The following is a 24,725-nucleotide window of genomic DNA, read 5'->3' on the forward strand; positions in this document are numbered from 1 at the left end:
CCATGGCACAGTTTCCCGCCCTTCCGCTCTGGACCGATGCCTACCTGGCGGACACCGGGCACCTGACCACGCTGGAGCATGGGGCGTACCTGATGCTGCTTATGTCCATGTGGCGCGCGGGCGGCGACCTGCCGAACGATGACCGGAAGCTGGCCCGATTTGCCAAGCTGACCACGCCCCAATGGCAGCGCATCAAGGACACCATCATGGAGTTCATGACGGTATCGCCAGACGGGCTCACCGTCTCTCAGGGGCGCCTGGGCGACGAGCTGCAGTATGTCCGTGATCACTCCAAGAAGCAGGCCAAAAACTCCCGGCAACGGTGGGGAAATCGCACCGCAACCCCCGGACCCGTCGGACAGCACTCCGACCACCTGTCGGACGAGTCAGAGGCTAACCCTATGGAAACACTCAATGACGGCGATGCCATGGGAATGCCAAACGCATCCCAAACCGATGCCCCCACACCCACACCCAATATAGTAGATACTAACGTATCTACATTGTCCGTTCCCGAAGGGTCTGAAACCGAAAAACCGGCTCGAAAGCGGATCGTCTATCCAGATGATTTCGAGACAGCCTGGCAGGCGTTCCCGACCACGCCGAACATGTCGAAAGCCGAGGCCCTGCCGGAGTGGAAGAGGCTGTCGCCTGATGATCGCGCCATGGTCTTGCCGTCAATCGCCGGCTATCGCGCCTTCCTCAAGGCTAATCCCGCTCATCCGGCCATCCACTTCTGCCGATATCTCAGCAAGCGCCGGTTCGAGGGCTTTGCCGCGGCCGACATGCCGGTCGAAACTGAAAAAGACCTGGCTGACCCGATTGGGCTGGGCCCGCGGCAAGCGCCAGTGGCCGGTTCACCAGTGGGGCCCGATCCCCGGTCAACCTGGCTGTCGGGCGCCGGCCGACCTACTCCAGCCCGGCGACGGTGACGGCTGGCAGGAAGCCAGGGCGGCGTGAGGCGGATCACCCTGACAAGTGATTTGAGTTCCTCTTTTGTTCTCAATACAGTTTCTTTACCCGAACCCCGCATTTTGTGGGTCAGGAGTGGTTGTTATGGCCGATACCTCGATTGAATGGACGGACACGACTTGGAATCCGGTCGCGGGATGCACTATCGCAACGGCTGGGTGCACAAACTGCTACGCTATGAGGATGGCAGCGCGCCTGGAAGCGATGGGCGTCGATAAGTACGTAGGCACCACCCGGAAAAGCGGCGGCCGCGCAAAATGGACTGGTAAAATTGTCCTTGATCCCGGTGCTCTCACCATCCCGATGAAATGGAAGAAGCCGCGCAAGGTCTTCGTAAATTCCATGTCGGACCTGTTCCATCCTGATGTTCCGGTCGATTTCATCCGCAAGGTGTGGGATACGATGGCGTCCACACCTCACCATACGTATCAGATCCTGACCAAGCGACCGGACCGCATGGCAGAAGTCCTATCCGGCGGTGGTTTTGCGGTGTTGCCAAATGTGTGGCTGGGTACAAGTGTCGAAGACAATCGAGTTATCCATCGGCTCAACCATTTGCGTGAAGCGCCAGCTGCTGTTCGGTTCGTGTCCTTCGAACCGCTGATCGGATCGGTTGCCGGTGCTGAGCTACTGGATATTCATTGGGCGATTGTTGGTGGAGAGTCAGGGCCTAACGCTCGATACATGGACCCCTCATGGGTGGATGAAATCCATGACCTTTGTCGGGAAAGCGGCGCGGCGTTCTTTTTCAAGCAATGGGGCGGTAAGAACAAGAAGGCAGCAGGCCGCACCTATCGTCAACGCACCTGGGACGAGTTGCCGGCCTTGAGTATGTGAGACGCAATGTCGCTGGCGACTTTAACCGCTGCTTTGCTGGGGTTCGACACCGCAAAAAACAGCGACGCCAGTGGGGCTCCGCTTTTGTGATAGAGCCTAAGAGGCTTGAGGACGGCTCCCTTGAACACCGACTTTAGGCGGCCGAAAACATACTGCTCGATCGCGTCTACGTCTGCCCTCACCACTGCTTGTTCCTCAGATTCCAGCATGTCCACGGGCTGGACCGAGTGTTGATACCAATGCTCTCGCCAATCTCTGGTCCCGAGAACTCGATCTAAACTGGCTTGCTTTCCTGCATCGAGCTTTGCTGGATCGTGGGGGGCATTTCGATATAGGCCTGAAAGAGGGAAGAAATACCAACAGTCCAGTGCTTCTGTTTTGGCGATAGCTTCAACTGTCGCCCACTCCACTTCCATGCCGTACGGGTCAAGAAATATGACTCCACGCATGCCCATGATACCGTGTTGTGCTTTGTGCCAAGGGACATGACGGCAGATTTTCTGAACCGCATTGTTGGCGTCCCCGTTGTGCAGAACTATCTTGCGGTCTGGGTGCTGCTCCTTGAGCTTCTGAAGTTCCGAGAACCGCGCCGGGTCCATTTCTATAAAGGTCACTTGTAGGTGCGGCTCAATGCTTAGGGCGATGCGTGCCGACCCAGGCGTATGGACAACTTCGGGTTCGACGTCGCCGCCGTTGAACAGTGGCAGCGCCGCTCGTGTTTCCACGCGCGTTCCACTCCCCGCAAAAGCGTCGATATAGAGCAGTGCGAATTTGCGATCCTTCAGAGCAATTGCGTATGCCTGAAGATATTTTTGAAGCCGGCTAAGCTTGTCGGCGGTATCTCGACTTCCAGAAAAGTGTGAAACCATGCGCTGCGAGATCCCCCATTTCTGAACCAAGCAGATGATGGGCGGGGAGTCGACAGTACGTGTCCTCCGCTACGCAGCTTGAAGGCTTTCGATTTCTGCCAATTCCTGGGCCAATGCCTCCGCTTCCTGGCTCAGGTCATAGGCCGTCTGCATGCTCATCCAGAATTCCGGCGTTGTGTCGAAGAACTTGGCCAGCCGCAAGGCGGTGTTGGTGGTGACCGGCGCCTGCTCAGTGACGACGCGCTCGATACGGGTACGGGGCACATGCAGCTTGCGGGCCAGCGCGCCGGCCGACATGCCGAGGGGCGCAAGGTATTCCTCCCGCAGGATTTCGCCGGGATGGATGGCGGGAACAATCTTGGTCTTCATAGCGGTTTCCTCTCTCGTGGCCACAATCGGCCGGGGCAGGCACGAGCTAGTGGTAATCGACAATCTCGACGTCATGGGCACCATCGTCCTTCCAGACGAAGCAGACGCGCCATTGGTCGTTGATCCGAATCGAGTGTTGCCCAATCCGATCACGCTTGAGCGCTTCCAGCTTGTTGCCTGGCGGTGACATCAGATCCCGCAGTTCGACGGCATGCTCGATCATGAACAGCTTCCGTTGAGCGGATCGCACCAGATCGGCTGGAAAACCTTTCGGGGCCTTGCCGCCTGCAACCGTCTCGCTGGTCTTGTCCTTGAACGAAACGATCATCTGGTGCTCCAACTTGTTTGTATCATGTCACGATACATCTGTGGATGCAAGAGCATTGTATCGTATCACGATACAGCCGGTTTGGCCGGATGTCATCCACCCCCAAATCTTCGAACACCCCCGTTACTTCATCAGATGTCATCCGTCGCACACTGGCGAACGGCAGCGCACAGGAACGGACGATAAGCCTTTTGTAATACATGCATAAATTTGCATTTAAGCCTGATCTGAGCTAAATTTCTCGGCAGTTAAATCAGGAGCTTGCCCCGAGATGAAATCGACCAAGTTCGACCAGAGCCCCAATTTCGAAGAGCGGCTCACCATTGCCATTCCGGCCGACCTCAAGGCCAAGGTTTTTGCCAGTGCCACCCGGCGTGGGTTGCCTGCGTCCATAGTAGTTCGTGAGGCGCTGATAGCCTTCACCGAAGGCCGTGCTGCATAAGGGAGGCGGCAATGACCAAAACGCTGATGGATATGATCTTCGGGGGCGGGCAGGAACCAACTTTCGGTTCATTCGCCACCTCTGGCGGTGGTGTTGCCCCCCGACCGGCACCGGCATCAATGCGCCCTCCAGCGCCTGGAATGCCCGACAATCGCCGCTTAGGCGAGCGCTGGGGCTGGGGTGACAATCCGCTCTATCGGATTTGGGACGCCGCTTCGGACAGCGGCCTGATCGAGGATCTGGGCTACGGCCTGCTCAAGGGACACAACCTGGGCAAGGCCCTTGAGATTGCTGGCACCCGAAGCCTCGAAATGGCGCCCCAGCGTCGCGCTGACCGTGAGGAAACCGAGCAGCGCCGGAAATACGCGGAACTGGTCGGATCCTGGGGACCAGAATATGCCGATTTCGCGGCCGGCATCGCTGATGGCGCTTTCGAGCCGGCCGATGGTTATTGGAAGGCGTTGCAGTTCCGCCAGGACACGCAGCAAGAGCAGGAAGAACTAGCTCGCGCTCGCGGAAATGCCGTCTTCATCCAAAACCCTGAGCTGCGCGCCATGGTGGAAGCGGGCGCCATGAGCTTTTCGGATGCGTATCGATATCAGACGGAGGGCGCTGCGGCCGGAGGCATGCCGGGCCTCGGTTCCACCATTTACACCGGCCGGGATGAGAACGGGAACATCATCCCCATGCAGGTGGGTGACAACGGCCAATTCTACCCCACGCAATTGCCTGAGGGCGTCGATTTCGATCCTGGCGCACTCAACGCCGAACGGGCTGCTGGTGGAAAGTACGGAAGTGGCGTTGGCCAGGCAGCGTTCGATCTCCCAACCATCGAAGCGCAGACCGAGTTCGCCATCAATAATCTCAACAACCTGATCTACCAGACCGACCAGGGCGGCCAAGTTGTGACCGATCGGCTCGGTCAACCGGTGCCAAATCAGGGCATGCAGGAGCAATTCGGCACCGGCTGGTTTGGCCTGCCCACAGGTCAGATGCTCCCGGCTATTCCCAATACTGAGAAGGCCAATTTCCAGGCGCGCCGTGATCAGGTGCAGGGTCAGGCTTTCCTTCAGGCCATCGAAAGCCTCAAGGGCAGTGGCGCGATTTCGGAAGTTGAAGGTCTCAAGGCCACCCAGGCAATTATCCGCGCACAGACCTCGCAGACCGAGGCGGAATTCGTGAAGGCCATTCAGGAGGCCATCACGGTATACGAGCGAGGGCTGGAGAATGCCCGCCAGCAGGCCGCTGGCACGCAGTTCACTGGCGGCGCGGGTCAGCGCCCTGCCGTTGGCGGTGGCCAGTATGCCACCAATCCGCAGACTGGGGAGCGGGTCATGTGGAATGGCCAGCAGTGGGTGCCCGCGCAATGAACATTCCTCCGCCTCCTGCTGGTTTTGTTCTCGACAACACGGTGACCGGCAATTCGCCGCGCTCGTCTAGCTCTCCCGCCCAGCCTTCGGGAGCGGTATTGCGCCCGCTTGGTATGGAGGATGACCAAAACGGCTATTGGGATGCGAAAAATATGGGGAACGGCTACGGCCAGTCGTTCATCATTCGCAATGGGGTCAAGACCTGGGTCAGCGACTCCCAGATGCGCGAAATCATCGCCAACGGCGGGCGCGTGCTGGATAACTTCACAGGCGTCCCTAAGGGCACCGACAGGGTGATGGCGCCGACTGCCGGTCTGCCGACGATGGAACAGGCAATCGCGCAGCAGGGCGGCCAGCAGCCGGCGCCTCCTCCCGGCTTTGTTCTCGAACGGGCGACGTCTGGACCCCAGGAAGGTGCCTATGCTGACGCTCTCGCCGACGCATCTTCCCGAAGCCAGTTCTTCCAGGGCGGCCCCGACCCGCGCTCACGCTACAATATAGCGTTGAGGAAGGTGCGTGAGCAGTTCCCCAATATGAGCGACGAGATGTGGGCCGAATATTCCTCCAAATTCCTCGGCCCATATGGCCTTCAGGATTTGGGGCAGCAGGCCCAGACCCTCGGGTTCGGGGATGAGATCAAAGCCGCCATGGGCGCCTTTGGTTCGCAGGTCGGCCAGTGGGTCGGCGGCCACGGCCCCGGCTATGGCGAAGCATACGACGCCAATTACGAGCTTGAACAGGCTCGCCTTGAATTGGGCAGAAAACAGCAGGGCGGGCTTGGTACCGCCATGGAAGTTGTCGGCGGCCTGGCAACCCTTGGCCCCGCTCGAACCGCTCTTGGCGCTGTTGCTGCACCGGTCGTCCAGACCGGTAGTCGCATCGGGCAAGTGGCCAAGGCTGCGCCGCCGGTTCTGGGGGGCGGTTACGCTTACGGATTCGGCAGCACCGATGGCGACCTGGCCCAGCGAAATATGGGTGGCTTGGTTGGCGCAGGCATGAGCGCGACGGCCGGCGTTGCAGCGCCGTTGGCCGGCAAGGTTATTCAGGGCACTGCCCGCCGGGTTGCTCAGGTTCCCGTCAACATGGCGAACCGGCAGGCGATGCAGCAGGCGATCCAGACCGCCCCATCGGCCGCGACCATCAAAGGCACCTCGCAGGCCGCCTATAAGGCGGCAGAGAGGACCGGCGTGGAGATTGGCCCGCAGGCTATGCAGATTCTGTTGCACGACATGACGAACCTGGCCCGCCTCAACGGTCTCATCATGCCCAGTGGCAAGCTCTCGACAGCATACCCCAAGGTAGCCCATGCCCTTCGGTCGGTTCGGGAATACGCACAAGGGCCAGTTTCCATCGAGCAGGCCCAAACCCTGCTCAAATCGATCCGTGCAGCGCAGAAATCTGCCGATCCAGATGAGGCCCGCTTGGGCATGCAAATGGCCAATGCTTTTGAGGATTTCTTCGATAGCCTGCCGCCATCGGCATTCTCGAAGAATGGCCAGAAAGCCAGCGAGGCTGTGCAGCAATGGGCCAAGGGCCGCACCGAATGGGCGAGGTCCAAACGAACCCAGGCCATAGAGGACATCATCACGGATGCTCGATTTGCCAAAGGTGGATTTTCCGCCGGTCTTCGATCAGGCTTCGCGTCCATGCTCAAGGCAAAGAATGCCAAAAAACGCCGCGGCTTCTCGCAGGCTGACCTCGATGCCATCGAGCGCTTTGTCGAGGGCGGGCCCATTCAGGAACTGCTTGAACGCCTGGGTAGCGGTGCGGGCCTTCCGGGTGGCGTGCTTGGTGGCCTGACAGGTGGCCCGATTGGCGCCGTTGCGGTTCCTGTCGCTGGCGGTGTAGCTCGGCGGCTCACCAACCGGAATGCTCGGAACGCAGCGCAGGCGTTGCGGGCCCAGGTTGCTACGCCGGGCGGCGTCCCCGTGCAGGCGCTGCCACCGCCTTTGCCCTTGCCGCGTGGCCTTGGGTTCCAGGGCAGTCAGGCTGTCCTCAACAGCAGCGGCGACTTGCGAAATGGCCTCCTGGTTCGGCCCCTATGAGCACGATGATGGGTCAGTCGGGTTTGCCGAAAAACCAGCGTGGATATATGCCGGCCAGCGACGCCCCCAGCCAGATTGCTCCGGGGATGGGCAGAAGCGCTGCCCAAAAGCCGCCAAGCTGCCAGCCGGCCACGGCTCCCAGCACGGCGATCAATCCGAAGGTGATGACGCCCCGCCAAAGGTCTTTGGGGCTAGCCATTGGTCCTTGGTGGATTTCGCGGAAGGCCTTCCGGTCTAGCTCCAGTTCGGGACGTTCGATCATAGGTCATTCCTCTTGGCCTCGCGCACTAAAATGCGGCCATGCGTGCCCGATAGCAAGCGGGATGCGACAGGCGGACTTGCAGCGCCCTGGCGGCAATTCATGGCCCTTCCTGAACATCTATATTGGAGCACGCCAATGACCCTGTACCACGCAAGCGCTGGAATGGCTTTTCCTACCCGAGCCCGACTGACCACAACGCTGCAATCGCTCGATGTATCGTCCGCCGGTCAGGGGGCAGTGACCGTCCCCAAGATACGAATGGCTAATCTGACCAGCTCGGCAGTTGCGGTTGATTTAGAAGTGCATGGCGCCTCATCAAGCTGGTCTCTGCTGAAAGGCGGACAGGTTCCCGGGAACGGCGCTATAGAGCTGGACGACGTTCTTCTCGGCAGCGGGGAGACGTTGAAGGCCAAGGCCGCGGCGAACGACGCAATCGATATTCACGTGATTTCTGGAGTGAATCGTTGATGGCCGAAACGGCGGATGATCTGGTCAGGGAGGCATACCTGCTTCCAGTCGCAGAACGCGCTGCCGATGCTGCTCAGTGGGCGCAGGGGATTGAGGTCGGACAGGCTCGACGGATGGACGATCCGATGACTGATGTTCGGGCGCTTCAACGCGTGAGCATTGGTCTGCTTGAAGCCGCCTTGGCGCGCGGGATCAATTTTCCACATCAGAAGTGGGTTGATCCCGCGGTCGATCCGTTGGGTGCCGTCCGCCAAGCCGGAGGAATTGCCGCTCTGCTGGCTCCGGCATTTTTGGCGCAGGGGGCGCCATGAGCAGGTTACAATTGCGCATATTCAGGCTGGAAACAGCCGCCATCCCGCGCACGACCGCTAGGGATGAGCGCCAGCTCGCGGAGTTCATTGCCGCGATCCACGAGCTGGCCGCGAGTCACAGTGACATCGGCAATTCCATAACGCCGGAGGCGAGCACAGTTATGACGCGATGGAAGACCGAGCAGTGCGTCGCATAGGGGCAGCAGCGGCGCAGCACCATTGAAAACAATCAAAGGAAATCAAGATGCTTGCGCTCGATAGGCGCGTGAAGGCCCTGGAAACCCGAATTGTCCCTCCCACAACTGAGACGCGCGTCTATAAGGTAGCTGGCGTCGGCACAGAGGAAGAGATGGCCGCATTCCTTCACGCGGCAGGTTGGGCCTTCAACCCGGGTACCGACATGATCATTCATATTGTCCCCATGCAGCCGGATTTTCGTGATGGTCGGGTGCACGGTGCCATTCCCAGCCAGAACGATGAGCTCAATCGACTTCGCCTGTGTGGCTGCGTAAACCCCTCTTGGCGATTGGAGGCGGCATGACCAGCGCAATCGAGAGCAGGCTCGCACGGCTGGAAAGCGCTGCTGCAATAGGTACTGGTCGGAACATCGTCGTTGCTGGCGGCCGGCTAGCCGACATTGCCGAATACCTTGCCAGCTTTGGCGTGGTTCAGAACCCGCTTGATACCGTCACGCACATTGACCAACCTGGGGAGATGGTCCTCGTATCTTGTGACGATTGGGGAGTGATGCTGGTCTATGTCGCCAAATATGGGAAATCCCTGATACGTCTCGATGAGGACGACCTATGAGCCGTGGCGGTGCCCGATCTGGTGCTGGCCGCCCTGTCGGCAGCATTAACCGCCGCAGCGCTGAAACGCTCGCCGATGCTTTCGCCGCGGGCGTCACGCCGGTTGAGTACATGCTAGAAGTATTGCGCGATGACGATGCCGACCAGAAGCGCCGCGACTGGGCAGCGGAAAAGGCCGCTGTCTACCTACACCCCCGTCCGGCCTCCACCGACCGCACTGTCACGATCGACCTTCCGGACACGTCCACCATCGCCGGCGTTGATCAAGCCTTGGACCGGATTATCGCAGCAATGGCGTTGGGCACGGTCTCGCCCAGCGAGGGGCAAAGCTTCATCAGTGCCATCGAAGCCCGTCGAAAGGCGATCGAGACTGGGGACCTGTTGGCGCGCATCGAGGCGTTGGAAGCCACAAAACGCTGATACCATCCGCCCAGTAAGGTAGACTGCCCACCGGGTGCTACCAGCGGAGCGTCACCTCCGTGCACACTTGCAGCCGAGCTGAAAGGCTGAGAAAGTTAGCAACTGGGGGGCGAGGGGCGATGTTAGGCAGAGTCACAGTTGGCTTTTGGCTTCAGCGCATGTTCTTGGCGTTGATGATATCAATCATCGCCATCCCGCCTGTATTTGCGGATTTTGACCGCAGCAAAGCTTGGTTTACCTCCCTCAGCGATGAGGACCGTATCACACTGCAAACCAATTTGACGCTGGCCGGGTTCTACGACGCCTTCATCGACGGGGCCTTCGGACCATCGACGTATCGTGGGCTGACGGGTTTCCAGAAGTGGAACGGGGAAATTCTCACTGGCGTCCTGAGCGACGCCTCTGTGCGAGCGCTCTCCAGAGCTTCGGATTCGGTGATTAAGGAACTAGATCTCCAAATTATCCAGGATGAACGTGGCCAGATTGAGCTGGCAGTCCCGCGGGCCCTATTGCCCCAAACGACCCCAACCTCAGTGGGCACCGCCTATACTAGGTCGGATGGCCTCATGCGGCTGGATACCGTCCGTCAGCCAAATTCGACACAGTCATTCGTGGATTACTACCGCCAGATGTCTACGGAGAACGACAGGCGGAAAGTTACCTACCAAACCTATCAGGACAGCTACTTTGTCGTGTCTGGGGCCTTGGATGGCGGGTACTTCTACTCGCTAATGTTCAACGACCGGGACCAGACGGTGGGATACACCTTGAACTGGTCGCCTCCGTACATGAAGCAGGGTTCGATTGTTTCCCTATTCCTGGCCTCCTTCGCCACACCATGGACCGAAGCAAACATAGCCAGCACAGATCCTGCCCCCAGTTCCTCGCCGGCGGCTTCTCCCGCGCTGCCGCCATCGGATTCTGGATCGATAACCGAAATTGGCAATTTCCTGGTCTTCAAGGATATGCCGGGCGTAATTGGCCTCCGCGGCGAAATCGGACCGACGACTCCGCTAGATTTTCGCAGGGCGGTCCGGGCGGTTGCCGAACCAAAGGTTTTGATGCTTGCCAGTGAGGGCGGCTATGTCGCCAGCGCCCTCCTGCTGGCCTACGAAGTGCGCGAGCTCGGGTTGTCAACTTATGTGCTGCCGGAGACGGGCTGCTACTCCGCTTGCTCCTTTGTGTTCTTCGCCGGGACCAAAAGAAAGGCGGACGGCGCCCTCGGTGTCCATCAAGTATGGAGCGATGATTCCGACGCCTCGACCGCCCAGACCGTCGTGTCGGATATACTGGAGGCCTTTGCCGACTTCGGTGTCCGCCAGGAAGTTACCTCGGCCATGCTCCGCACGCGTCCAGAGGACATGTATGTCTTCAGCCAAGGCGAGCTAAGCCAGTGGGGTATCAATGCCGGCGATCCAATGGCTGACTTCGGCAATGAGGCTGAGGTGCTACCGGCCGACGCCGTTTCGGTCGTCCAGCAAACGCGTAGGAGGCCTGAAGATAGCGAAGAGCAGTCCATCCCTGTACCCTCTGTTATAAGCCTTGGGACTGTGCTGCGAAATAACGGGTTTACCGGTCCGACAATCTTGGCGATTGAACAGGCATTGAGCGGAGGCGGTATCTCTACCCTCCTCGAGGCGGGGAGTGAGCTCAGAGTTCTGTATGGCCCCGCTGGCGATGGGCAGACTATCCCTTATAGGGTGACCATCCACTCACAAGGCAACACTGAAGGCGTCGGGGTCGCCCTGCAAGACACCGGAGCTTATGTCTTGGTTGCCACGCAACAGGACATGACTGTTCAGGGCAGTACTGCCGATGGGAAGGGTCCAAGGCGCATCAATGCCGAAGGTGCTCCGGCATATGTACAATTGGCCTCTCTTCGTAGTGAGGCGGAAGCCAGGCAGGCCGCACAGAACCTGATTACCCGATTTGGCCCGTTATTCGGCGGTGCCAATATAGAGGTGCAGCGTGTGGATCTCGGTGCGCGGGGCGTATATTACCGTGTTCGTGTTCCAGCCACGTCGCAGGAAGCGGCCAACTTAATATGCTCCAATGTGCAGTCGGCAGGCGGCGACTGCGTCGTTCTTTGAGCGTAGCCAACGCCGCCCGCGCCGGCAGCACTGTAATCTTGGCAACGTAGGGCCAGCATCTGCAGATCTTGCAGCGTGGTGGTCGGTATGGCCGCGAGCGGGGCGCTTGGCCAATAAATGCCCCAGCCCCAATCATCAAGGCTCAATGTGGCAAATACCTCCCAGTCCATCAGCAGATGGAAGGCCTGATGGCTTTGGATCAATGGCGTGAGATCAATCACGGCTATGTCGCCGTGCTCCCATTCCACTTCAACTCCGAAGGGTTCCATCGCCCTTGCCGACTTCAACCTCGGGATAGGCTTCCCGACATCAACCCAATCGTCGGTCATTGATCTCCTCCGTCAAAGCAGCTTCAGGGCACGCAGCGAAACCTGGCCCGATCTCCCGATGATGATGTGGTCGTGCAGGGTAATGCCCAGCGGCTTGGCGATGTCCGAAATTTCCTTGGTCATCCGCACATCGGACGATGACGGTAAAGGGTCCCCAGACGGGTGGTTGTGCACCAGGATCAGCGCGGTGGCCGAATGTTCGAGCGCGCGCTTGATGACTTCGCGTGGATAGACCGGGGTATGATCGACAGTGCCGGTCTGCTGCACCTCATCGGCGATGAGCCGGCTTTTTTTGTCCAGGAACAGGATGCGGAACTGCTCAATCTTCTCGTGCGCCATCATCAGGTGGCAATAGTCCAGCAGGTCGCCCCAGCAGTCTAACACCGGCATTGATGGGTCGATGCGCTCTCGCGCCAGACGGCGTGCCACCTCAAGGGTGAGTGCCAGGTGAGCAGCGACCCTGCTGCCAACGCCGGCCGTTTCCAAGAGCCTGTCCGAAGGGGCAGCGAGGACGGCTGGCAAGGAGCCGTACCGGTCCATTAACGCCGCTGCCACCCCGCGGCTGCGAGCCACGCCGAGCGGCGTGCGAAGCAGCTTTGTTAGCAGGCGTTCCTGTTCGCCTTGATCCCACCCTTGCTTTCTTTGTGGGACGAGGCGGCCCGTAGGCGCCTCGTCCATGCCTCTGGTCTTCATGGCTAGGCCGCCTGCTGTTCAGTTGCGGTGGATCCCAGAAGCGGGCCCTCGATGCGGGCTAGTGCCCTCGCAGCCAGCATTGCGGCCTCGGTGACATCGAAATAGATCGGCAACCATGGCCTTCCGTCGATATCGACCGGCTCGCCGTGCACGTGGATGGACCACTCCATCTTCTTCCAAAGGGGTATCCACTTCGTGTCCTGGATGCCTCCCACCTGGCGGTAGCCTTGCGCCAGCGCGTATTCCATAACGGCCGCGCAAGCGCTGGCCATTATTCGTATCGATTCACGACCGCGTCGGCTTGGGATGATAAATCCCCGTGTCCACTCTACCACCGCCGCGTCCCTGACCATTGGTCGTATGCCGCAACTGTTCGGAAAAACCTCGCTCAGAAGGTGGGGCAGATGCGTTGGGATGAATCTCGATCCGGCGACCAATTCGTTGCCGTCCAGGACGACTAGGTAGGCAGCGGCGCCGGTATCGAACTGGTCGTATTCCAGCCAGTCGGGTGACCGCGGGACCCAGCCAAGCTCTTCAGCATAGACGACGTGGCGAGCTCGGAAGAATTGCTCCAGCTCTGGCTGGAACAGGTGTTCGTTGTCTTTTGTGATGAAGTGGAATTGCATTTCTGCCCCCGTTGATAACGAGGGCAGGGTGCAGCGAAGTAGGGGTGCTAACTATTGTCGGAAACGACAGTTGCAGGGGCGATTCGTTTCTTAAAGATATTGAGCGACAATGGGTTGTTCTGTAATTCCTATAAAATGATTTGGCGCGATTTAATCGCCTTGGCGACGGCGTGCGTCGTCGTTGTGGCGCTCAGCTTTGCTCGGCTGTGCACAAGATGCTCCCGAACGGTCCTCTCCGAAACTGTGAGAATATCGCCCACATCGACCAGCGATTTGCCGTTGGCGATCCACCGCAAGACCTCCCGTTCTCTATCAGTCAGTTGGCCAAAGGAGGTATGGACCTGATCATATAGTTCGACGGCGCGCATCTCAGCATGCAGGCACACCAGATGGAGCATATGGCGGGACAGCGTATCGAGATCTACGGGTTGGTCAGCCGCGAGCGAAACCACAGCCTGAACGCTGGACGGGTCGCCCATGGGAAAACCAATGCCGTCCATCAGGCCCAGGGATGACGCTTCCGAGGCAATCTTTCCGGCAATACGAGTGTGCCGCGAATCCTTGCGCGCTTCCTTCCATGAAAACGGCTTGGCCCGAGTTAGGGAAAATAGGCTGACAGGGTCGTGCCAGAAGTAGGCGCCTTCGCGGTAGCGATCCAACCAAGCCACGGGCCAGGTGTGCGCGATGACATAGGGCTCGGCATCCTCGCCGAGCGCCGGCAGCCGTGTCATCATGAAATAGTTGAAGCCAAATTCTCGCAGTATCAACGAAAAATCGTCGACCAATGCTCGCAAGCCCGTGTGCCCGTCGCATCTTTCGATGAAAGCAAGCGCTACGTCGACCAGCTGCCCCATGCTGCCCTCCGCATTCTCCCCTTCAGCATTTTTACCGATTGGTCAAAGTCGTCAACAATTGGGAGAAATGCCAATTGTCAATGCCATGTGTCTACTATAGCAGCGGCCCGCCCACCGACTGTTCTTGCCCCGCATTTAACTAGAATTTGCCACTGAAACAGCCAGTTCCCGTCACAGTTGACGACGAGGATGATAGAAGGTCCTTGGGGAATGCTTGGTGCTTACATGATCGCAGACTTCCGCTACGTCGCCTCCCCGGAGGTGGAGGACGTCGTGGTCGAACTGTTTTGGGATAACGATGGCGAACGGATGGGGCGGATCAAAATTCCGGACATGGTGGACAATGCCGTCGTGGTTTTGGAACTCCCGCATCTATCTCCGCTGCCGGTCATATCGGCGGTCGCCTATGCAATGGTACTAGCCGCCCAAAGCGAGAGACGATTGCGGATATCAGGCGATCAGTCGGTTTGGCAGCAGGAGTGGGGTACTCTGATCAACGCCCCACTAGGTGATGTGCACTAGCTCTTGACGCCAAGTTCGCGCAGCAAGGCGCGGCAGGTTTGCTCGCCCTCATCGGCGCATTCAGCTTCCCGGCGGGGTTTCGGTATGCTTTGGAAGCGCCGCAGATCGGCCTGCAACTTCGTGATGAGCCGCTGGCGATCCTGAACCTCGGGGCCGGTATCTGGAACGCGGCCCATCAGTTCGCGTCCACCATGCCGTCGGCGATTGCCATGTCGATCTGCTCCTCGATCTCATCGAACACCACGACGATCAGAAGCTCACGCTCTTCGTCGGTCTGGCCTGCATCGGCCTCCACCTTGACGGTGAAGGAGCGGAGTAGGTGGTCGCGGCGCAGCGAGAAACCGGCGCGGAATTCCACGAAGCCGGCATCGCTCCACAGATCGACCATGAATGTTTCCAGATACTGGATGTATTTCGCCGAAAGCTCGGCGCTCAACCGGTCTACCAGTTCCTTCATCGCCATCTCCGCCCTAGAAACTTATCCCCGAAATCCCCCTGCGCGCCAGTGGGCTTATCCTTGCAACATCAGCAAGGAGATGAGTGATGAGACCCGATAGAGAAATCCGGAGAACGATAGCGCAGTTCCTCAACGGGCTGGCGGTTGCAATCGTTGCAACGTTGGTTCTCGCCCCTTTGGCTGCCGAAACGCTTAGAAGCCACGAGGCTGCCGTCGCGATAGGCGTTGCCGTCATAATCCATATGATTGCGGTCAGGCTGGTGCCCTGAGCCTCTCCTAGCCCCTTCGATAGGGAGCTATGGGGCTCGGAAGTCGGGCGAGTTCCAGAGACCGTTCAGGGTCCCAAACGTCCGAAATCCTGGCATATTCTCGCCAGTCGCCGCCATGCAGGCTCGACCGCCATTCCTGGAGATCCTTATTGCGCAGGCGAGCAGCCTCATCGTTTTCATGACTGAGGGGAGTAAATCGCTGCCGCACCTCGGCCTCCCTGATCTGGGGAGATAAATGGCCGTACGTTCGCAGGACGGTAGTGGGATCTGCATGGCCTAGTTGTGCTGCTACCGCATAGACCGTGGCTCCTGCCTGAACCAGCTGGCTGGCATAGGTGTGTCTGAGGCCGTGGAACGTGAACTCGTCTGGCAGTTCAGCCGCACGTACAGCAGCCTTGAAAAGCGGTTTTTGACCGCCTTTCCATCGCCCGCCGCCGTCGCGCATAAAAACGTACTCCCGTCGCTTGCGCCCACGGATCAGGTCTAGAAACCAGGCCATGCCTTCATCCGGCAGAAATACAAAGCGAGCCCGATAGCTTTTGGCGGGAGAGACATAGATGCCATATCCATCACGCCCAACGTCTTCACACCGCATATTCAGCAGTTCGTTGAGCCGACAGCCCGTGTATAAGGCGCCAAGCACCAGACGGGCTACATCCGGTCGACATTGCGCTATCAATTCCCGACATTCGGCCCGCGTCAGGTAGAGCACCCGAGGTCGGTCCACGGCTGGCAACCGTCTCAAACAGCGCCAGGCGCGTTCGCTCTCCACCTTCCCACTTTCCCAGGAAATCTGAAAAGCGACGCGCAGAATGCCGATCAAGGTGTTGACGGTCTTCTTGCGTTTGCGGAGCTGGTCGTCATCGAGGCTATCGATGGAGAGTTTTGGCCCAAGCGGTTTGCTTCCGCGTTTTGGTGGAGTTTCCAGAACCTCACGGACGAAGCGCCGCAGGTGTTCACTATTGAACGCATCTACCGCGACATTCCCGAGTCGGGGAATGATGTGGTAGTTGATCAGTGACAAGTTGGTTTCGAAGTGGCTCTTGGCCGCTGCCAGGCGCTTCCACTCTACATATTCGTGCATAGCGTGAGCCACACTGTAAGTTGCCCCGATCGGGCGCACGATGAGGTCTTGTCGCACGCCCAGCGGTTTGGCCTCCGCAGCCCATTGGCGAACATTTGAGCTATCGAACCACTTGTGCGCCGCGGCGAGGGCATCCTCATAGGTTAGACCAGCGGGTCGGGCCTCAGATTGAGCCCAGCCGAGCCGGCGGCGATAATAGGCGCCCGAACGCATTCGAATGCGGGCGCACCAGACGTCACCGTCGGGGCGACGCTGGTAACCGAGATGGCGGGTCCGCGCGAGGAGCTGATAGTATGGCGTCTCACGCTCAGCCAGAGCGCTCAAAACATCCTGTGAGCTCAAATCGTGCCTGCTCAACCTCATAGTAGCCATGCTCTCCTCCGTGTGGGAGCACCTTGCATACTCGGACGGTTTAGTGCCGACGCTGTCGTGTAACAGGCAAGCCTTTCCACGCTGCTCGAGACAGATGGTTAGGGCAATCTAAATTCAACCCCAAAGTTTGAGCCATGTCGCGGACAGCAAATATCGAGATAGCAACAGCGCCGCGCGGCTCGACAGAAAGACCTTTTGTGGGGCTTTGCACTGCTTATGCTGCCCCTAGGCTGCCTTCGTGGCAGAGCCGGACGACAGGTCAGCACCTTTAGCGACGCTATCGACGATAATCTGCAGCTGACCACGTGAGCAGGGCTCAATCCTGGCATCGATCCGATAGACGTCACGCAGAAGCTGCTGGGTTATGACTTCACTAGTGGCCCCCACGCCTTTGAGGGATCCACGCTCGATGACCAAGGCCCTGTCGGCAAAACGCATGGCCTGGTTGAGGTCATGGATGGCGATGAAGACGATCATGCTGCGCTCGCGCGCCACTTGCTGCATGAAATCGAGCACCTCCATCTGCCGGTGCAAGTCGAGCGCACTGGTGGGCTCATCCATCAGCAATATGTCCGGTTCGCGCACCAGCGTCTGCGCAATGCCTACGAGCTGACGCTGGCCGCCGCTCAACTCGCCGAGGTTGCGGAAGGCAATATCGGTGATATCGATGGCATTCATCACGCCATCGATCAACGCCAGGTCCTCGTCGCTAACCTTCCAGCCAGACCCCTGCTTACGAGCGAGCAGGATGGATTCATAGACCGTGAGGACGGCATTGGCCGAGGTATCCTGCGGCATGTAGCTGATGGCGCGCTTGCCCTTTTCTGAGCCTTCCACATGTACCATGCCGGGCCCGTGCAACAGGCCGGCCATACGCTTGAACAGGGTGGACTTTCCCGCAGCGTTGGGACCGATGACTGCGACAATCTCGCCGGACGAGAAGGTCGGTGTGGTGATGCCCGACACGGTCAGCCGCCGCCCGTAATAGGCACCAATGTCCTCAAGCGCGATGGTTACCATGACCGCCTCACATTGGAGAGAATGAGCGAGAAAAAGAAAGGCACGCCGACGAGTGCCGTGATAATGCCGATGGGAAATACCACGCCCGGCAGGATGGATTTCGAGACCACCGAAGTTGCCGATAGCAGCAATGCTCCCGCCATGATCGAGGTGGGCAGGAAGAAGCGCTGATCCTCGCCCACGAGCATACGGGCGACATGGGGGCCGACCAGCCCGACAAAGCCGATTGTGCCCACGAAACTGACCGGAACGGCCGCTAACAGCGCGACAATCAGCATGGTTTCGAGCCTGATGCGGCGCACGTTCACGCCGAAGCTGGCGGCCTTATCTTCGCCCAACCTGATGGCTGTGAGCGCCCAGGCATGGCGCGCGAACAGCGGCAGCGCAAAGACCAGAACAGCCGTGGTAATCCAAATCTTTTCCCAGGTCGCTTTGGTGAGGCTGCCCATGGTCCAGAACACCACGCTTTGCAGAGCTTGTTCGGAAGCGACATATTGGAGGAAGGCCAGCAGCGCATTGAAGGTGAAGACCAGCGCGATGCCGAGCAGCACGACGGTCTGTACGGTCACGCCGCGCGCCTGCGAAATGAAATGGATGATGAGGGTGGCGACCAGCGCCATGACGAAGGCGTTGACCGGCACCATGAAATTGGTGGCAAAGGGGATGATCGACACACCCGCCACAATGGCAATCGCAGCACCGAAGCTGGCGGCGGCGGAAATGCCGAGCGTAAAAGGGCTGGCGAGCGGGTTGGCCAGAATGGTCTGCATCTGGGCGCCAGCGAGCGAGAGGCAGGCGCCGGTGACGATAGCCATCAGCGCCATGGGCATACGGATATCCCAGACCACGACGCGGATCTTGTCGGAGACGCTGCCGGGCGAAACGATGGCAGAAGCAACGTCCATCAGCGCATAGCGCGCCGGTCCCCAGGCGATATCGATAGTGAAGCTGAGCGCCAAAGCAATGGCGAAGCCGACAATGATAAGAATGCGCCGCCAGGCAAGGGCGCGGTAAAGACCGCGCCCTTCTTGGGCAACTGCATCGGCGGTTGCCGTAGCCATGACTATTCCTCGTTCAGCGCCAGCCAATAGCCGGGCTCGTAGGGCACGGGTAGGAAGCGCTCGTGGAATTCACGGAAGGTGGCATCGGGGTCCAGATCAGCAAAGAGATCGGGATGGAACCACTTGGCCATCTGCTGTATGGGCGCGAACTGGTAGGGGCTGGCATAGAACTGGTGCCAGATGGCATAGACCTTGCCGTTCTGGACGGCCTGGGCGTCGGTAAAGGCGGGCTGTTCCATCAGGGCAGCGAGGGCAGCACGGCTGGCATCGGCCGTGGCAGCGGCATTAGGCCCGACATTGACGTAGGACGGGCCATCAGCGCTAGTCGATGGCGAATTGGTCCAGTCGGATCCGGTCACCACGATGATGTCGGGATTGGAGGCAATGACCTGTTCGGGATTGATCGTACCGGTATAGCCGGGCAGGAATTCCGAACCAAGATTGATGCCACCGGCCATCTCGACCATCTTGCCGTAATTGTCATTGCCGAACGTGCCGCAGCAATCGCCCAGACCCGCTGCGCGATACATGAAGACCAGCGGCTTTTCCGGGTTCTCCTTGGCCAGGACGTCGGTGACGCGGGCGGTCTGCTCATCCCAGAAGTCGATGATTTCCTGGGCGCGCTCTTCCTTGTCGAAAAGCTGACCCAGCACGCGCAGGCTGGGCTCGGTATTGTCGATGATGTGCTCGCGGAAATCGACATAGACCAGCTTCACGCCGACCTGGCTGAGCATTTCCTCGAGCTTGACCTCGTCCGCGGCCTTCTTGGAGCCGATGGTGAGAAGCATCACATCGGGCGCCAGGTCCACCACCGTTTCAGCCTGCAGGGTGCCGTCCGTGAGATTACCCAGGAAGGGAATGTCGGCTGCCTCGGGGAAGGCTGCGACGTAAGTGTTGTAGCCGGTCAGGTCGGTGGTGTTGAGGTCGTTGCGCCAGGCTACGACATGGGCAAACGGATTTTCGGTCTCGATGGCGGCGATCGGATAGATCAGCCGGCCTTCACCCAGAATGACGCGCTCGACGGGACCATCGAAGGCGACTTCGCGGCCGGCAACGTCGGTTACCGTGAAGGGATCGGCAAAGCTGGCGACAGGCAAGAGAAAGGCGGTCCCGGCCAAGGCGGCCAGGGCGATGTTGCGAATGGACATGCCACGCACTCCGGTGTTGAAAGACAACCCGGCCTATGAAATATGACAAACAGAATCAAGAATTATCTTTTAGAGCGATTCCAGTATGTTGGGGTATGTCCATGAATGAGCTGAGCAATTATTCCATCCGCGATGAAATCCGCGAATTCTGGTCCGAGCGCGCCGCAACCTTCGACCAGAGCGTGGGCCATGAAGTGTTCAGCGAAGCCGAGCGGAGGGCCTGGCATCGTCTCATTCGCAAGCATCTCGGCGAGGGCAATGGGCGACCCCTGCTGGACCTGGCATGTGGTACGGCGGTGATTTCCCACCTGATGAACGACATGGGGTTCAGCGTGACGGGCGTCGACTGGTCCGAGGCCATGCTGGAACAGGCCCGCGCCAAGGCGGCAAAGCGCGGCACAGATATCCGTTTCATCATGCGCGACGCGGAAAATATCGGTGAACCTGATGCGAGCTATGAGGCCATCACCAACCGGCATTTGGTCTGGACACTGGTGGATGTGCCGGCATGTTTCGCCGAGTGGTATCGGCTGCTCAAGCCTGGCGGCAGGCTGCTGATCATTGATGGCAATATGGGCAGGCAAGGCTGGGTATCGCGGCTGCACAATTCCATCAATCGCCTACTCGGTCGGCCTGACCCAAAAGGCCATATGGATCCAGCCATGGCCGAGCGGCATCGCCGCATAAGGGAACGAGTCTATTTCAGCGATGGCATGCCGGCCGAAGCGGTTGTCGCACTGCTGAAAGCCGCAGGCTTCGCGGACATCGTCATCGACCGCAAGATGAGCGATATCCACTGGGCGCAGGCGCGGAAAATGCCATTCTGGCGAGCTGCAGAACGACTTGCCTCAGACCGGTTCGCCATCAGTGCCACTAAACACTAGGGGGAGGCATCCCTCCCAGGCTAGAGACATCAACCTTCTTCGCCCTTCTGAAGTAGTTTCGTGAGAGGTGTCCTTGGTTCATTATGCACCTCTCAACCGGTCGCTGGCCTCACATCCCCAACCGTCCCCATCAGCATCAAGGCGATATGGGTCATGGCTCCCTACCCAAATTGGTCCTTGGACGTATAACGGGCCATCGCCCCGACCGCCGGCACAATCCCGATCAGCGCCAGCACTCGAATAAGAATAAGGCGAAGGAGCTGCGCAGCCATTCGAACAAGCAGCCGCTACGGCCACGCCGGTCGCAACTGCTGCTATACCGACAATGGCGGCCGTCTCCATCGCTACTCTGTTCTGGCACTCCTCCAGCGTGAGGCCTCGCCGGACCAGCTCAGCAGCAACATCTTGTTGGAATGTCCGGTCGGTCGTCTCTAGCACGGCCCGACAAAGAGCAGTGTCTTTGGGTTTGGCTGGGTCTGCGTAGAAGTCTTTCGGCGGCGTAGCACACGCCGAAAGAGACAGCGCTACCAGCGCGGTTAAGATCAACGGCTTCATTGAGAATCCCCCAATTCCCTTTGGCCCAATGAAACCGCTAATCTTGGATGAGTCTCAGCTAATATGTACTGCTTCCGAATTTAGGGGCACCAAAACTCTCTCCCATCCGGCCAGCGCCGCGCTAGACCCTCTGCAATCAGTATATGACTTGTGTGGCCGCAACCTGCTGAACGGGCTGCCTGGTAACGCCCTGCCTCTCCTGACCCGGCGCTATAAGTCCGATGCCAGCGATGGCAAGCAGCCCTATCGCTAGGGTCGGTCCGGAACGTCTGCCCAGCCCGAATAGTCGCGGTGGCCTCGGAAACCTTGGGAACCTCGGCAAAAGCGAATGCCGGGAGCGCCTGCGGCGCCTATAGCGCGCGGGGCTCATTGTGCATACGCGCCACTATGGCTCGCAATCACTCGGTAGCCGTCCGCTTTGCCAGCCTCACTCCAACGCCCCCACCGTTCTCGGGGATGAACTGGACGCCGGCGGCTTCAATGCAGGACCGAATGGCGTCTGCGGTTCCTGCGCGACCGCCCAGCCCACCATCGCCCGCCTCCAGTCGCTTAATCGTAGGCTCGGAAATTCCTGATGCGTCCGCCAGGTCCTTTTGCGACCAGCCGAGCAGCGCTCGGGCAGCCTTAACCTGACGAATTGATACTTTTAGTATTGACATGGCATCCGCGACTATGTTTGATACTAACAGTATCAGAAAAGCATCGCAGGTCAAAGCAAATGACGAAGGATATCGTTCCGGCGACCGCCGAAGGCACGCCCAAATTCAACCGCTCCGAAATCCTCACCAAAGCTTGGGCCGATTATCGCCGCGATGAATTCAAGGGCTGGGGTGTCCGTCGCGGCGAACCCTTCAACCGCAAGCACTTCGCCTATTGCCTGCGCATGGCATGGGCGGTGGCCAAGGAATTCGTGGCATCGGCTGCTGTTCCCGCATCGCCAGCACCCATCGTCAAGACCTGCACCAATCCCGTCCGCGCCGCTGAAATCCGCGCCAAGCTTCGAGACATGGAGTTTGGCGATTTCATGCCTTGGGCCAGGCGCCGGGATGCCACGGCTGAGCTCGCTCGGCTTTACGCCTAACCACCATCACTAGGAGGACAACCTATGACCGATCACGCCCTCACTCGTCGCGCACTGATTGCCGGAACCGGCGCCGCCCTAGCTGGTACCGCGCTTGCCGTGCCCTACGTGAACGTTGTTCAAGCTGATGACGTCAGCCTTCCTGTCGATCCCGTCGCCAGGTACGAAGCTGCCGTTGCGGAGTTCAGGGCCGCTGCTGAGGCGCTCTATTCTGATATTGCAGACTGGACCGTCAATGCCTCGGATAGCGGCGTCATCGTCTTCGGTTATCGTCCGCCCAAGCCCGTCGAATTCACCGGCTATGGCGTCTATGAAATCCAGTTGCGCAAAGCGCGCCCCATCGTGGCGCTGGCCGCATCTGAAAGCGGTCGCGGCTACTACCGCCAGCTCTACTGGCAGGACCAGCGCGGCAATGACCGTTTCCAGGGCGAAGTGAAGTTCACCAGGCCCTCTGCCTTCACCATAGTTCGGAAAATTCGCGCGCTCGCCTGACCCGACGAAATCGGCTCGGGCAGCGGATGCAACGCTCCCCGAGCCTCCCCACGAATTCACTTTGGAGGTTCATCATGGATACCCACAACTTACTCTCCCGCCGCACCCTGCTCAAGGCTTCGCCGGCCGCTCTTGCGGCGCTGACAGTATCCCCCTCGATGGCAGAGGTTCACGCGAGCCGCTTCACCAGCAAGATTGCCGCTTATGAGGAAGCGCTTGCGGCCTCAAACCTCACCGATGAGGCACGGGAGGCCGCTGAGGCGGCCGTTGCCGCAATGGGTATTATCTTGGTGCCGATGGGACTGCTTCCCAACGGGAATTCGCCCAGCGGCCACCGCGACCTGGCGCTATTCACCGAAGCGAGCCTCATCGAGGCAATTCAAGAAGAGGCCGAAGGGGCAAAGCAGCGCCTTTGCACGCGCTATGCTGAGGCTTTGGCGCCGGGGCGCAACGCCGACATCGCCGGCGGAATCGACGCAATGCGAGACCGCAGCCTGGCTGCCCTCGATGATGCAAAAGCGCTGGCCCGTTCGCGCGAGGAACTGCACAATGTTCCCGAGCTGACGCGTGCGGCTATTGCCGCTGACGACGCGCTGGACGAAATCACTCAGGAAATTCTTGCGCTGGTGCCCGTCACCCCAGGCGAGGGCTTGGAAAAAGCCGCATGGCTTCATGGCCTCCTGCGTGAGCGAAAAGGGCATTTCTATGTGCAGGATTGGGATGCCCTTCTAGCCTCAATTGGCGGCGTGCGCCTGCCCTCTTACGCGGAGGGCCTCTAAATGGAAGCGCCAGTCATCATCCGGGAATTCTCCCCCATCCGTGGCCTGCGTCTGTTCACTTCGATCCCCGAAGGCATGCGCGTCGTCAGAGTTGATCGGGATAGGCCTGGCAGCATCTACTCCAAAGGCATGTATGTCGTCATCGACCCCTCACGCACCGAACTGGTGGAAGGCATTGACGTTGCGCTGGTCACCACTGGCGGCCCGCTTGACGGTTTCGAGCCTATTGCCGTGGTCGTGGAGCTTTGCCGCGCCTTCGGTGGCTGGTGCACCGCTCCTGGCGGCGGCGGCCATAGCCAGGTTATGGGCGCCGGCAAGCCGCTTCGTATGGTGGATGGGCCGCAAAATCCCGAAGGCCTGCAACGCAGGATAATCGGCGCCGTAGTCGGTTATTTGGGCGAAAGCTGGGGCGAGCCCATCCGCGACCTTTGGCCCCTGAACAGGGACTTGCCATGGCGCGAGGGCGCCTATGAACGGGACGACTTGCCAAGCACTTATGTCTGCCAGTGCGAAGGCGTGTGCCTTGTTCCGGTCTATCAGGATGGGGCGAGGCTCTTGTTCGACGCCACCGCGCCCATAGAACCGGGAGACTATGTGTGCCTCTGGCTCAAGCCCCGTTTTTATCACGAGGGCATCAAATACCAATGCATGGTCAAGCGGCTGGTGACGCCACTACCAATCGGACCATTCCCGCTTCCCGACGAAATGCCGGCGCCGCCCGTCATTTTGGTGGAAATGCTGAACCCGGCGCGCACTTTTGTCGTGCCCCTTAATCGAGTGGCCGCCATCCACAGGTGCCTAGGGGAATACGGGGGCAAGCCCCTCAAGCTCACTCGGCAGCAAATGCGCGAGAATAATGAGGCCGAGCGAGCAGCGGCGGGAGGGGGCGTATGAACCTCCTCCTGGC

The 24,725-nt window shown here is 59.5% G+C and carries 32 protein-coding genes; 16 read left to right on the plus strand and 16 right to left on the minus strand.

Annotated features, from left to right (window positions below; all coding sequences use genetic code 11):
- The first annotated feature begins 2 nt into the window (after positions 1 to 2).
- Together NVV79_RS08930 and NVV79_RS08935 are read left to right on the plus strand one after the other, a co-directional pair.
- Complete coding sequence (locus NVV79_RS08930; protein ID WP_303988166.1) at positions 3 to 932, plus strand: DUF1376 domain-containing protein; 930 nt, start codon at positions 3 to 5, stop codon at positions 930 to 932.
- A 124-nt stretch (positions 933 to 1,056) separates the two neighbouring features.
- Positions 1,057 to 1,809 carry a DUF5131 family protein gene (locus tag NVV79_RS08935; RefSeq protein ID WP_303988167.1) on the plus strand — a complete coding sequence of 251 codons (753 nt, stop codon included), beginning with the start codon at positions 1,057 to 1,059 and terminating at the stop codon, positions 1,807 to 1,809.
- Here the strand turns inward: NVV79_RS08935 and NVV79_RS08940 are convergent.
- The 3 genes from NVV79_RS08940 to NVV79_RS08950 all read right to left on the minus strand — a co-directional run bounded on the left by NVV79_RS08940 (position 1,770) and on the right by NVV79_RS08950 (position 3,375).
- Complete coding sequence (locus tag NVV79_RS08940; protein ID WP_303988169.1) at positions 1,770 to 2,678, minus strand: three-Cys-motif partner protein TcmP; 909 nt, start codon at positions 2,676 to 2,678, stop codon at positions 1,770 to 1,772. The two genes, NVV79_RS08935 and NVV79_RS08940, sit on opposite strands and share 40 nt — an antisense overlap.
- 69 nt (positions 2,679 to 2,747) lie before the next feature.
- A complete protein-coding gene (locus tag NVV79_RS08945) occupies positions 2,748 to 3,047 on the minus strand; it encodes a HigA family addiction module antitoxin (protein WP_303988171.1) in 300 nt (99 codons plus the stop codon).
- Between the two features lie 46 nt (positions 3,048 to 3,093).
- Positions 3,094 to 3,375 carry a type II toxin-antitoxin system RelE/ParE family toxin gene (locus NVV79_RS08950; protein ID WP_303988173.1) on the minus strand — a complete coding sequence of 94 codons (282 nt, stop codon included), beginning with the start codon at positions 3,373 to 3,375 and terminating at the stop codon, positions 3,094 to 3,096.
- Positions 3,376 to 3,646: 271 nt separating this feature from the next.
- Here NVV79_RS08950 and NVV79_RS08955 point away from each other — a divergent pair, with 271 nt between their 5' ends.
- The 3 genes from NVV79_RS08955 to NVV79_RS08965 are packed head-to-tail and all read left to right on the plus strand — an operon-like array spanning position 3,647 to position 7,232.
- Entirely contained in the window at positions 3,647 to 3,817 is a 171-nt protein-coding gene (locus tag NVV79_RS08955) for a hypothetical protein (RefSeq protein WP_303988175.1), read from the plus strand.
- An 11-nt stretch (positions 3,818 to 3,828) separates the two neighbouring features.
- Positions 3,829 to 5,187, plus strand: coding sequence for a hypothetical protein (locus tag NVV79_RS08960; protein ID WP_303988177.1), 1,359 nt, complete (start codon positions 3,829 to 3,831; stop codon positions 5,185 to 5,187).
- Complete coding sequence (locus NVV79_RS08965; protein WP_303988179.1) at positions 5,184 to 7,232, plus strand: hypothetical protein; 2,049 nt, start codon at positions 5,184 to 5,186, stop codon at positions 7,230 to 7,232. Before NVV79_RS08960 ends, NVV79_RS08965 begins: the two co-directional genes overlap by 4 nt.
- A 13-nt stretch (positions 7,233 to 7,245) precedes the next feature.
- Here the strand turns inward: NVV79_RS08965 and NVV79_RS08970 are convergent, their stop codons facing one another.
- Positions 7,246 to 7,494, minus strand: coding sequence for a hypothetical protein (locus tag NVV79_RS08970; protein WP_303988181.1), 249 nt, complete (start codon positions 7,492 to 7,494; stop codon positions 7,246 to 7,248).
- Positions 7,495 to 7,629: 135 nt separating this feature from the next.
- On the opposite strand from NVV79_RS08970, the gene NVV79_RS08975 reads away from it, so the two are divergent.
- Positions 7,630 to 7,962: a hypothetical protein gene (locus NVV79_RS08975; RefSeq protein ID WP_303988182.1), complete on the plus strand. Its 333-nt coding sequence runs from the start codon at positions 7,630 to 7,632 to the stop codon at positions 7,960 to 7,962.
- Here the strand turns inward: NVV79_RS08975 and NVV79_RS08980 are convergent.
- Positions 7,935 to 8,216 (minus strand): hypothetical protein, encoded by a 282-nt coding sequence (locus NVV79_RS08980; protein ID WP_303988184.1) that lies wholly within the window; start codon positions 8,214 to 8,216, stop codon positions 7,935 to 7,937. The genes NVV79_RS08975 and NVV79_RS08980 overlap by 28 nt on opposite strands.
- A 301-nt stretch (positions 8,217 to 8,517) precedes the next feature.
- Here NVV79_RS08980 and NVV79_RS08985 point away from each other — a divergent pair, with 301 nt between their 5' ends.
- The 4 genes from NVV79_RS08985 (at position 8,518) to NVV79_RS09000 (ending at position 11,592) form a co-directional block, all read left to right on the plus strand.
- Positions 8,518 to 8,814 carry a hypothetical protein gene (locus tag NVV79_RS08985; RefSeq protein ID WP_303988186.1) on the plus strand — a complete coding sequence of 99 codons (297 nt, stop codon included), beginning with the start codon at positions 8,518 to 8,520 and terminating at the stop codon, positions 8,812 to 8,814.
- The gene (locus NVV79_RS08990) at positions 8,811 to 9,083 is read left to right on the plus strand and encodes a hypothetical protein (RefSeq protein WP_303988188.1); all 273 of its coding nucleotides are present in this window, start codon (positions 8,811 to 8,813) and stop codon (positions 9,081 to 9,083) included. Before NVV79_RS08985 ends, NVV79_RS08990 begins: the two co-directional genes overlap by 4 nt.
- Positions 9,080 to 9,502 (plus strand): hypothetical protein, encoded by a 423-nt coding sequence (locus tag NVV79_RS08995; protein ID WP_303988190.1) that lies wholly within the window; start codon positions 9,080 to 9,082, stop codon positions 9,500 to 9,502. The genes NVV79_RS08990 and NVV79_RS08995 overlap by 4 nt, the downstream gene beginning before the upstream one ends.
- A gap of 158 nt (positions 9,503 to 9,660) precedes the next feature.
- A complete protein-coding gene (locus tag NVV79_RS09000; RefSeq protein WP_303988192.1) occupies positions 9,661 to 11,592 on the plus strand; it encodes an SPOR domain-containing protein in 1,932 nt (643 codons plus the stop codon).
- Here NVV79_RS09000 and NVV79_RS09005 read toward each other — a convergent pair.
- The 4 genes from NVV79_RS09005 to NVV79_RS09020 form a co-directional block, all read right to left on the minus strand.
- Positions 11,499 to 11,921, minus strand: coding sequence for a DUF2442 domain-containing protein (locus NVV79_RS09005; protein ID WP_303988194.1), 423 nt, complete (start codon positions 11,919 to 11,921; stop codon positions 11,499 to 11,501). The genes NVV79_RS09000 and NVV79_RS09005 overlap by 94 nt on opposite strands.
- A gap of 12 nt (positions 11,922 to 11,933) precedes the next feature.
- The gene (radC, locus tag NVV79_RS09010; RefSeq protein WP_303988196.1) at positions 11,934 to 12,614 is read right to left on the minus strand and encodes a DNA repair protein RadC; all 681 of its coding nucleotides are present in this window, start codon (positions 12,612 to 12,614) and stop codon (positions 11,934 to 11,936) included.
- Positions 12,615 to 12,616: 2 nt separating this feature from the next.
- On the minus strand, positions 12,617 to 13,240 hold the full coding sequence (locus NVV79_RS09015; protein WP_303988198.1) for an acyl-homoserine-lactone synthase: 624 nt from the start codon (positions 13,238 to 13,240) through the stop codon (positions 12,617 to 12,619).
- 128 nt (positions 13,241 to 13,368) lie between these two features.
- Positions 13,369 to 14,094, minus strand: coding sequence for a LuxR family transcriptional regulator (locus NVV79_RS09020; protein WP_303988200.1), 726 nt, complete (start codon positions 14,092 to 14,094; stop codon positions 13,369 to 13,371).
- A gap of 225 nt (positions 14,095 to 14,319) precedes the next feature.
- Here NVV79_RS09020 and NVV79_RS09025 point away from each other — a divergent pair, with 225 nt between their 5' ends.
- Positions 14,320 to 14,616, plus strand: coding sequence for a hypothetical protein (locus NVV79_RS09025; RefSeq protein ID WP_303988202.1), 297 nt, complete (start codon positions 14,320 to 14,322; stop codon positions 14,614 to 14,616).
- Here NVV79_RS09025 and NVV79_RS09030 read toward each other — a convergent pair.
- The 6 genes from NVV79_RS09030 to NVV79_RS09055 form a co-directional block, all read right to left on the minus strand.
- Complete coding sequence (locus tag NVV79_RS09030) at positions 14,613 to 14,792, minus strand: hypothetical protein (RefSeq protein ID WP_303988204.1); 180 nt, start codon at positions 14,790 to 14,792, stop codon at positions 14,613 to 14,615. The genes NVV79_RS09025 and NVV79_RS09030 overlap by 4 nt on opposite strands.
- On the minus strand, positions 14,792 to 15,073 hold the full coding sequence (locus tag NVV79_RS09035) for a hypothetical protein (RefSeq protein WP_303988206.1): 282 nt from the start codon (positions 15,071 to 15,073) through the stop codon (positions 14,792 to 14,794). The genes NVV79_RS09030 and NVV79_RS09035 overlap by 1 nt, the downstream gene beginning before the upstream one ends.
- 276 nt (positions 15,074 to 15,349) lie before the next feature.
- Positions 15,350 to 16,768 carry a site-specific integrase gene (locus NVV79_RS09040; RefSeq protein WP_303988208.1) on the minus strand — a complete coding sequence of 473 codons (1,419 nt, stop codon included), beginning with the start codon at positions 16,766 to 16,768 and terminating at the stop codon, positions 15,350 to 15,352.
- 255 nt (positions 16,769 to 17,023) lie between these two features.
- Positions 17,024 to 17,818 (minus strand): ABC transporter ATP-binding protein, encoded by a 795-nt coding sequence (locus NVV79_RS09045; RefSeq protein WP_303988210.1) that lies wholly within the window; start codon positions 17,816 to 17,818, stop codon positions 17,024 to 17,026.
- Positions 17,812 to 18,879: an iron ABC transporter permease gene (locus tag NVV79_RS09050; protein WP_303988213.1), complete on the minus strand. Its 1,068-nt coding sequence runs from the start codon at positions 18,877 to 18,879 to the stop codon at positions 17,812 to 17,814. The genes NVV79_RS09045 and NVV79_RS09050 overlap by 7 nt, the downstream gene beginning before the upstream one ends.
- Positions 18,880 to 18,881: 2 nt before the next feature.
- The gene (locus tag NVV79_RS09055; protein WP_303988215.1) at positions 18,882 to 20,027 is read right to left on the minus strand and encodes an ABC transporter substrate-binding protein; all 1,146 of its coding nucleotides are present in this window, start codon (positions 20,025 to 20,027) and stop codon (positions 18,882 to 18,884) included.
- Positions 20,028 to 20,128: 101 nt separating this feature from the next.
- On the opposite strand from NVV79_RS09055, the gene NVV79_RS09060 reads away from it, so the two are divergent.
- Entirely contained in the window at positions 20,129 to 20,911 is a 783-nt protein-coding gene (locus NVV79_RS09060) for a class I SAM-dependent methyltransferase (protein ID WP_303988375.1), read from the plus strand.
- A 953-nt stretch (positions 20,912 to 21,864) separates the two neighbouring features.
- Here the strand turns inward: NVV79_RS09060 and NVV79_RS09065 are convergent.
- Complete coding sequence (locus NVV79_RS09065) at positions 21,865 to 22,125, minus strand: helix-turn-helix domain-containing protein (protein WP_303988377.1); 261 nt, start codon at positions 22,123 to 22,125, stop codon at positions 21,865 to 21,867.
- Between the two features lie 59 nt (positions 22,126 to 22,184).
- Between NVV79_RS09065 and NVV79_RS09070 the strand changes: the two genes are divergently transcribed.
- The 4 genes from NVV79_RS09070 to NVV79_RS09085 all read left to right on the plus strand — a co-directional run bounded on the left by NVV79_RS09070 (position 22,185) and on the right by NVV79_RS09085 (position 24,712).
- Positions 22,185 to 22,547, plus strand: coding sequence for a hypothetical protein (locus tag NVV79_RS09070; RefSeq protein ID WP_303988217.1), 363 nt, complete (start codon positions 22,185 to 22,187; stop codon positions 22,545 to 22,547).
- A gap of 24 nt (positions 22,548 to 22,571) precedes the next feature.
- Complete coding sequence (locus tag NVV79_RS09075; RefSeq protein WP_303988219.1) at positions 22,572 to 23,039, plus strand: hypothetical protein; 468 nt, start codon at positions 22,572 to 22,574, stop codon at positions 23,037 to 23,039.
- Between the two features lie 74 nt (positions 23,040 to 23,113).
- Positions 23,114 to 23,818 carry a hypothetical protein gene (locus NVV79_RS09080; protein WP_303988221.1) on the plus strand — a complete coding sequence of 235 codons (705 nt, stop codon included), beginning with the start codon at positions 23,114 to 23,116 and terminating at the stop codon, positions 23,816 to 23,818.
- Positions 23,819 to 24,712: a hypothetical protein gene (locus NVV79_RS09085; protein ID WP_303988223.1), complete on the plus strand. Its 894-nt coding sequence runs from the start codon at positions 23,819 to 23,821 to the stop codon at positions 24,710 to 24,712.
- Positions 24,713 to 24,725: the final 13 nt, after the last annotated feature.

The organism is Devosia ginsengisoli (assembly GCF_024707105.1).
GTDB classification, from domain to species: domain Bacteria; phylum Pseudomonadota; class Alphaproteobacteria; order Rhizobiales; family Devosiaceae; genus Devosia; species Devosia ginsengisoli_A.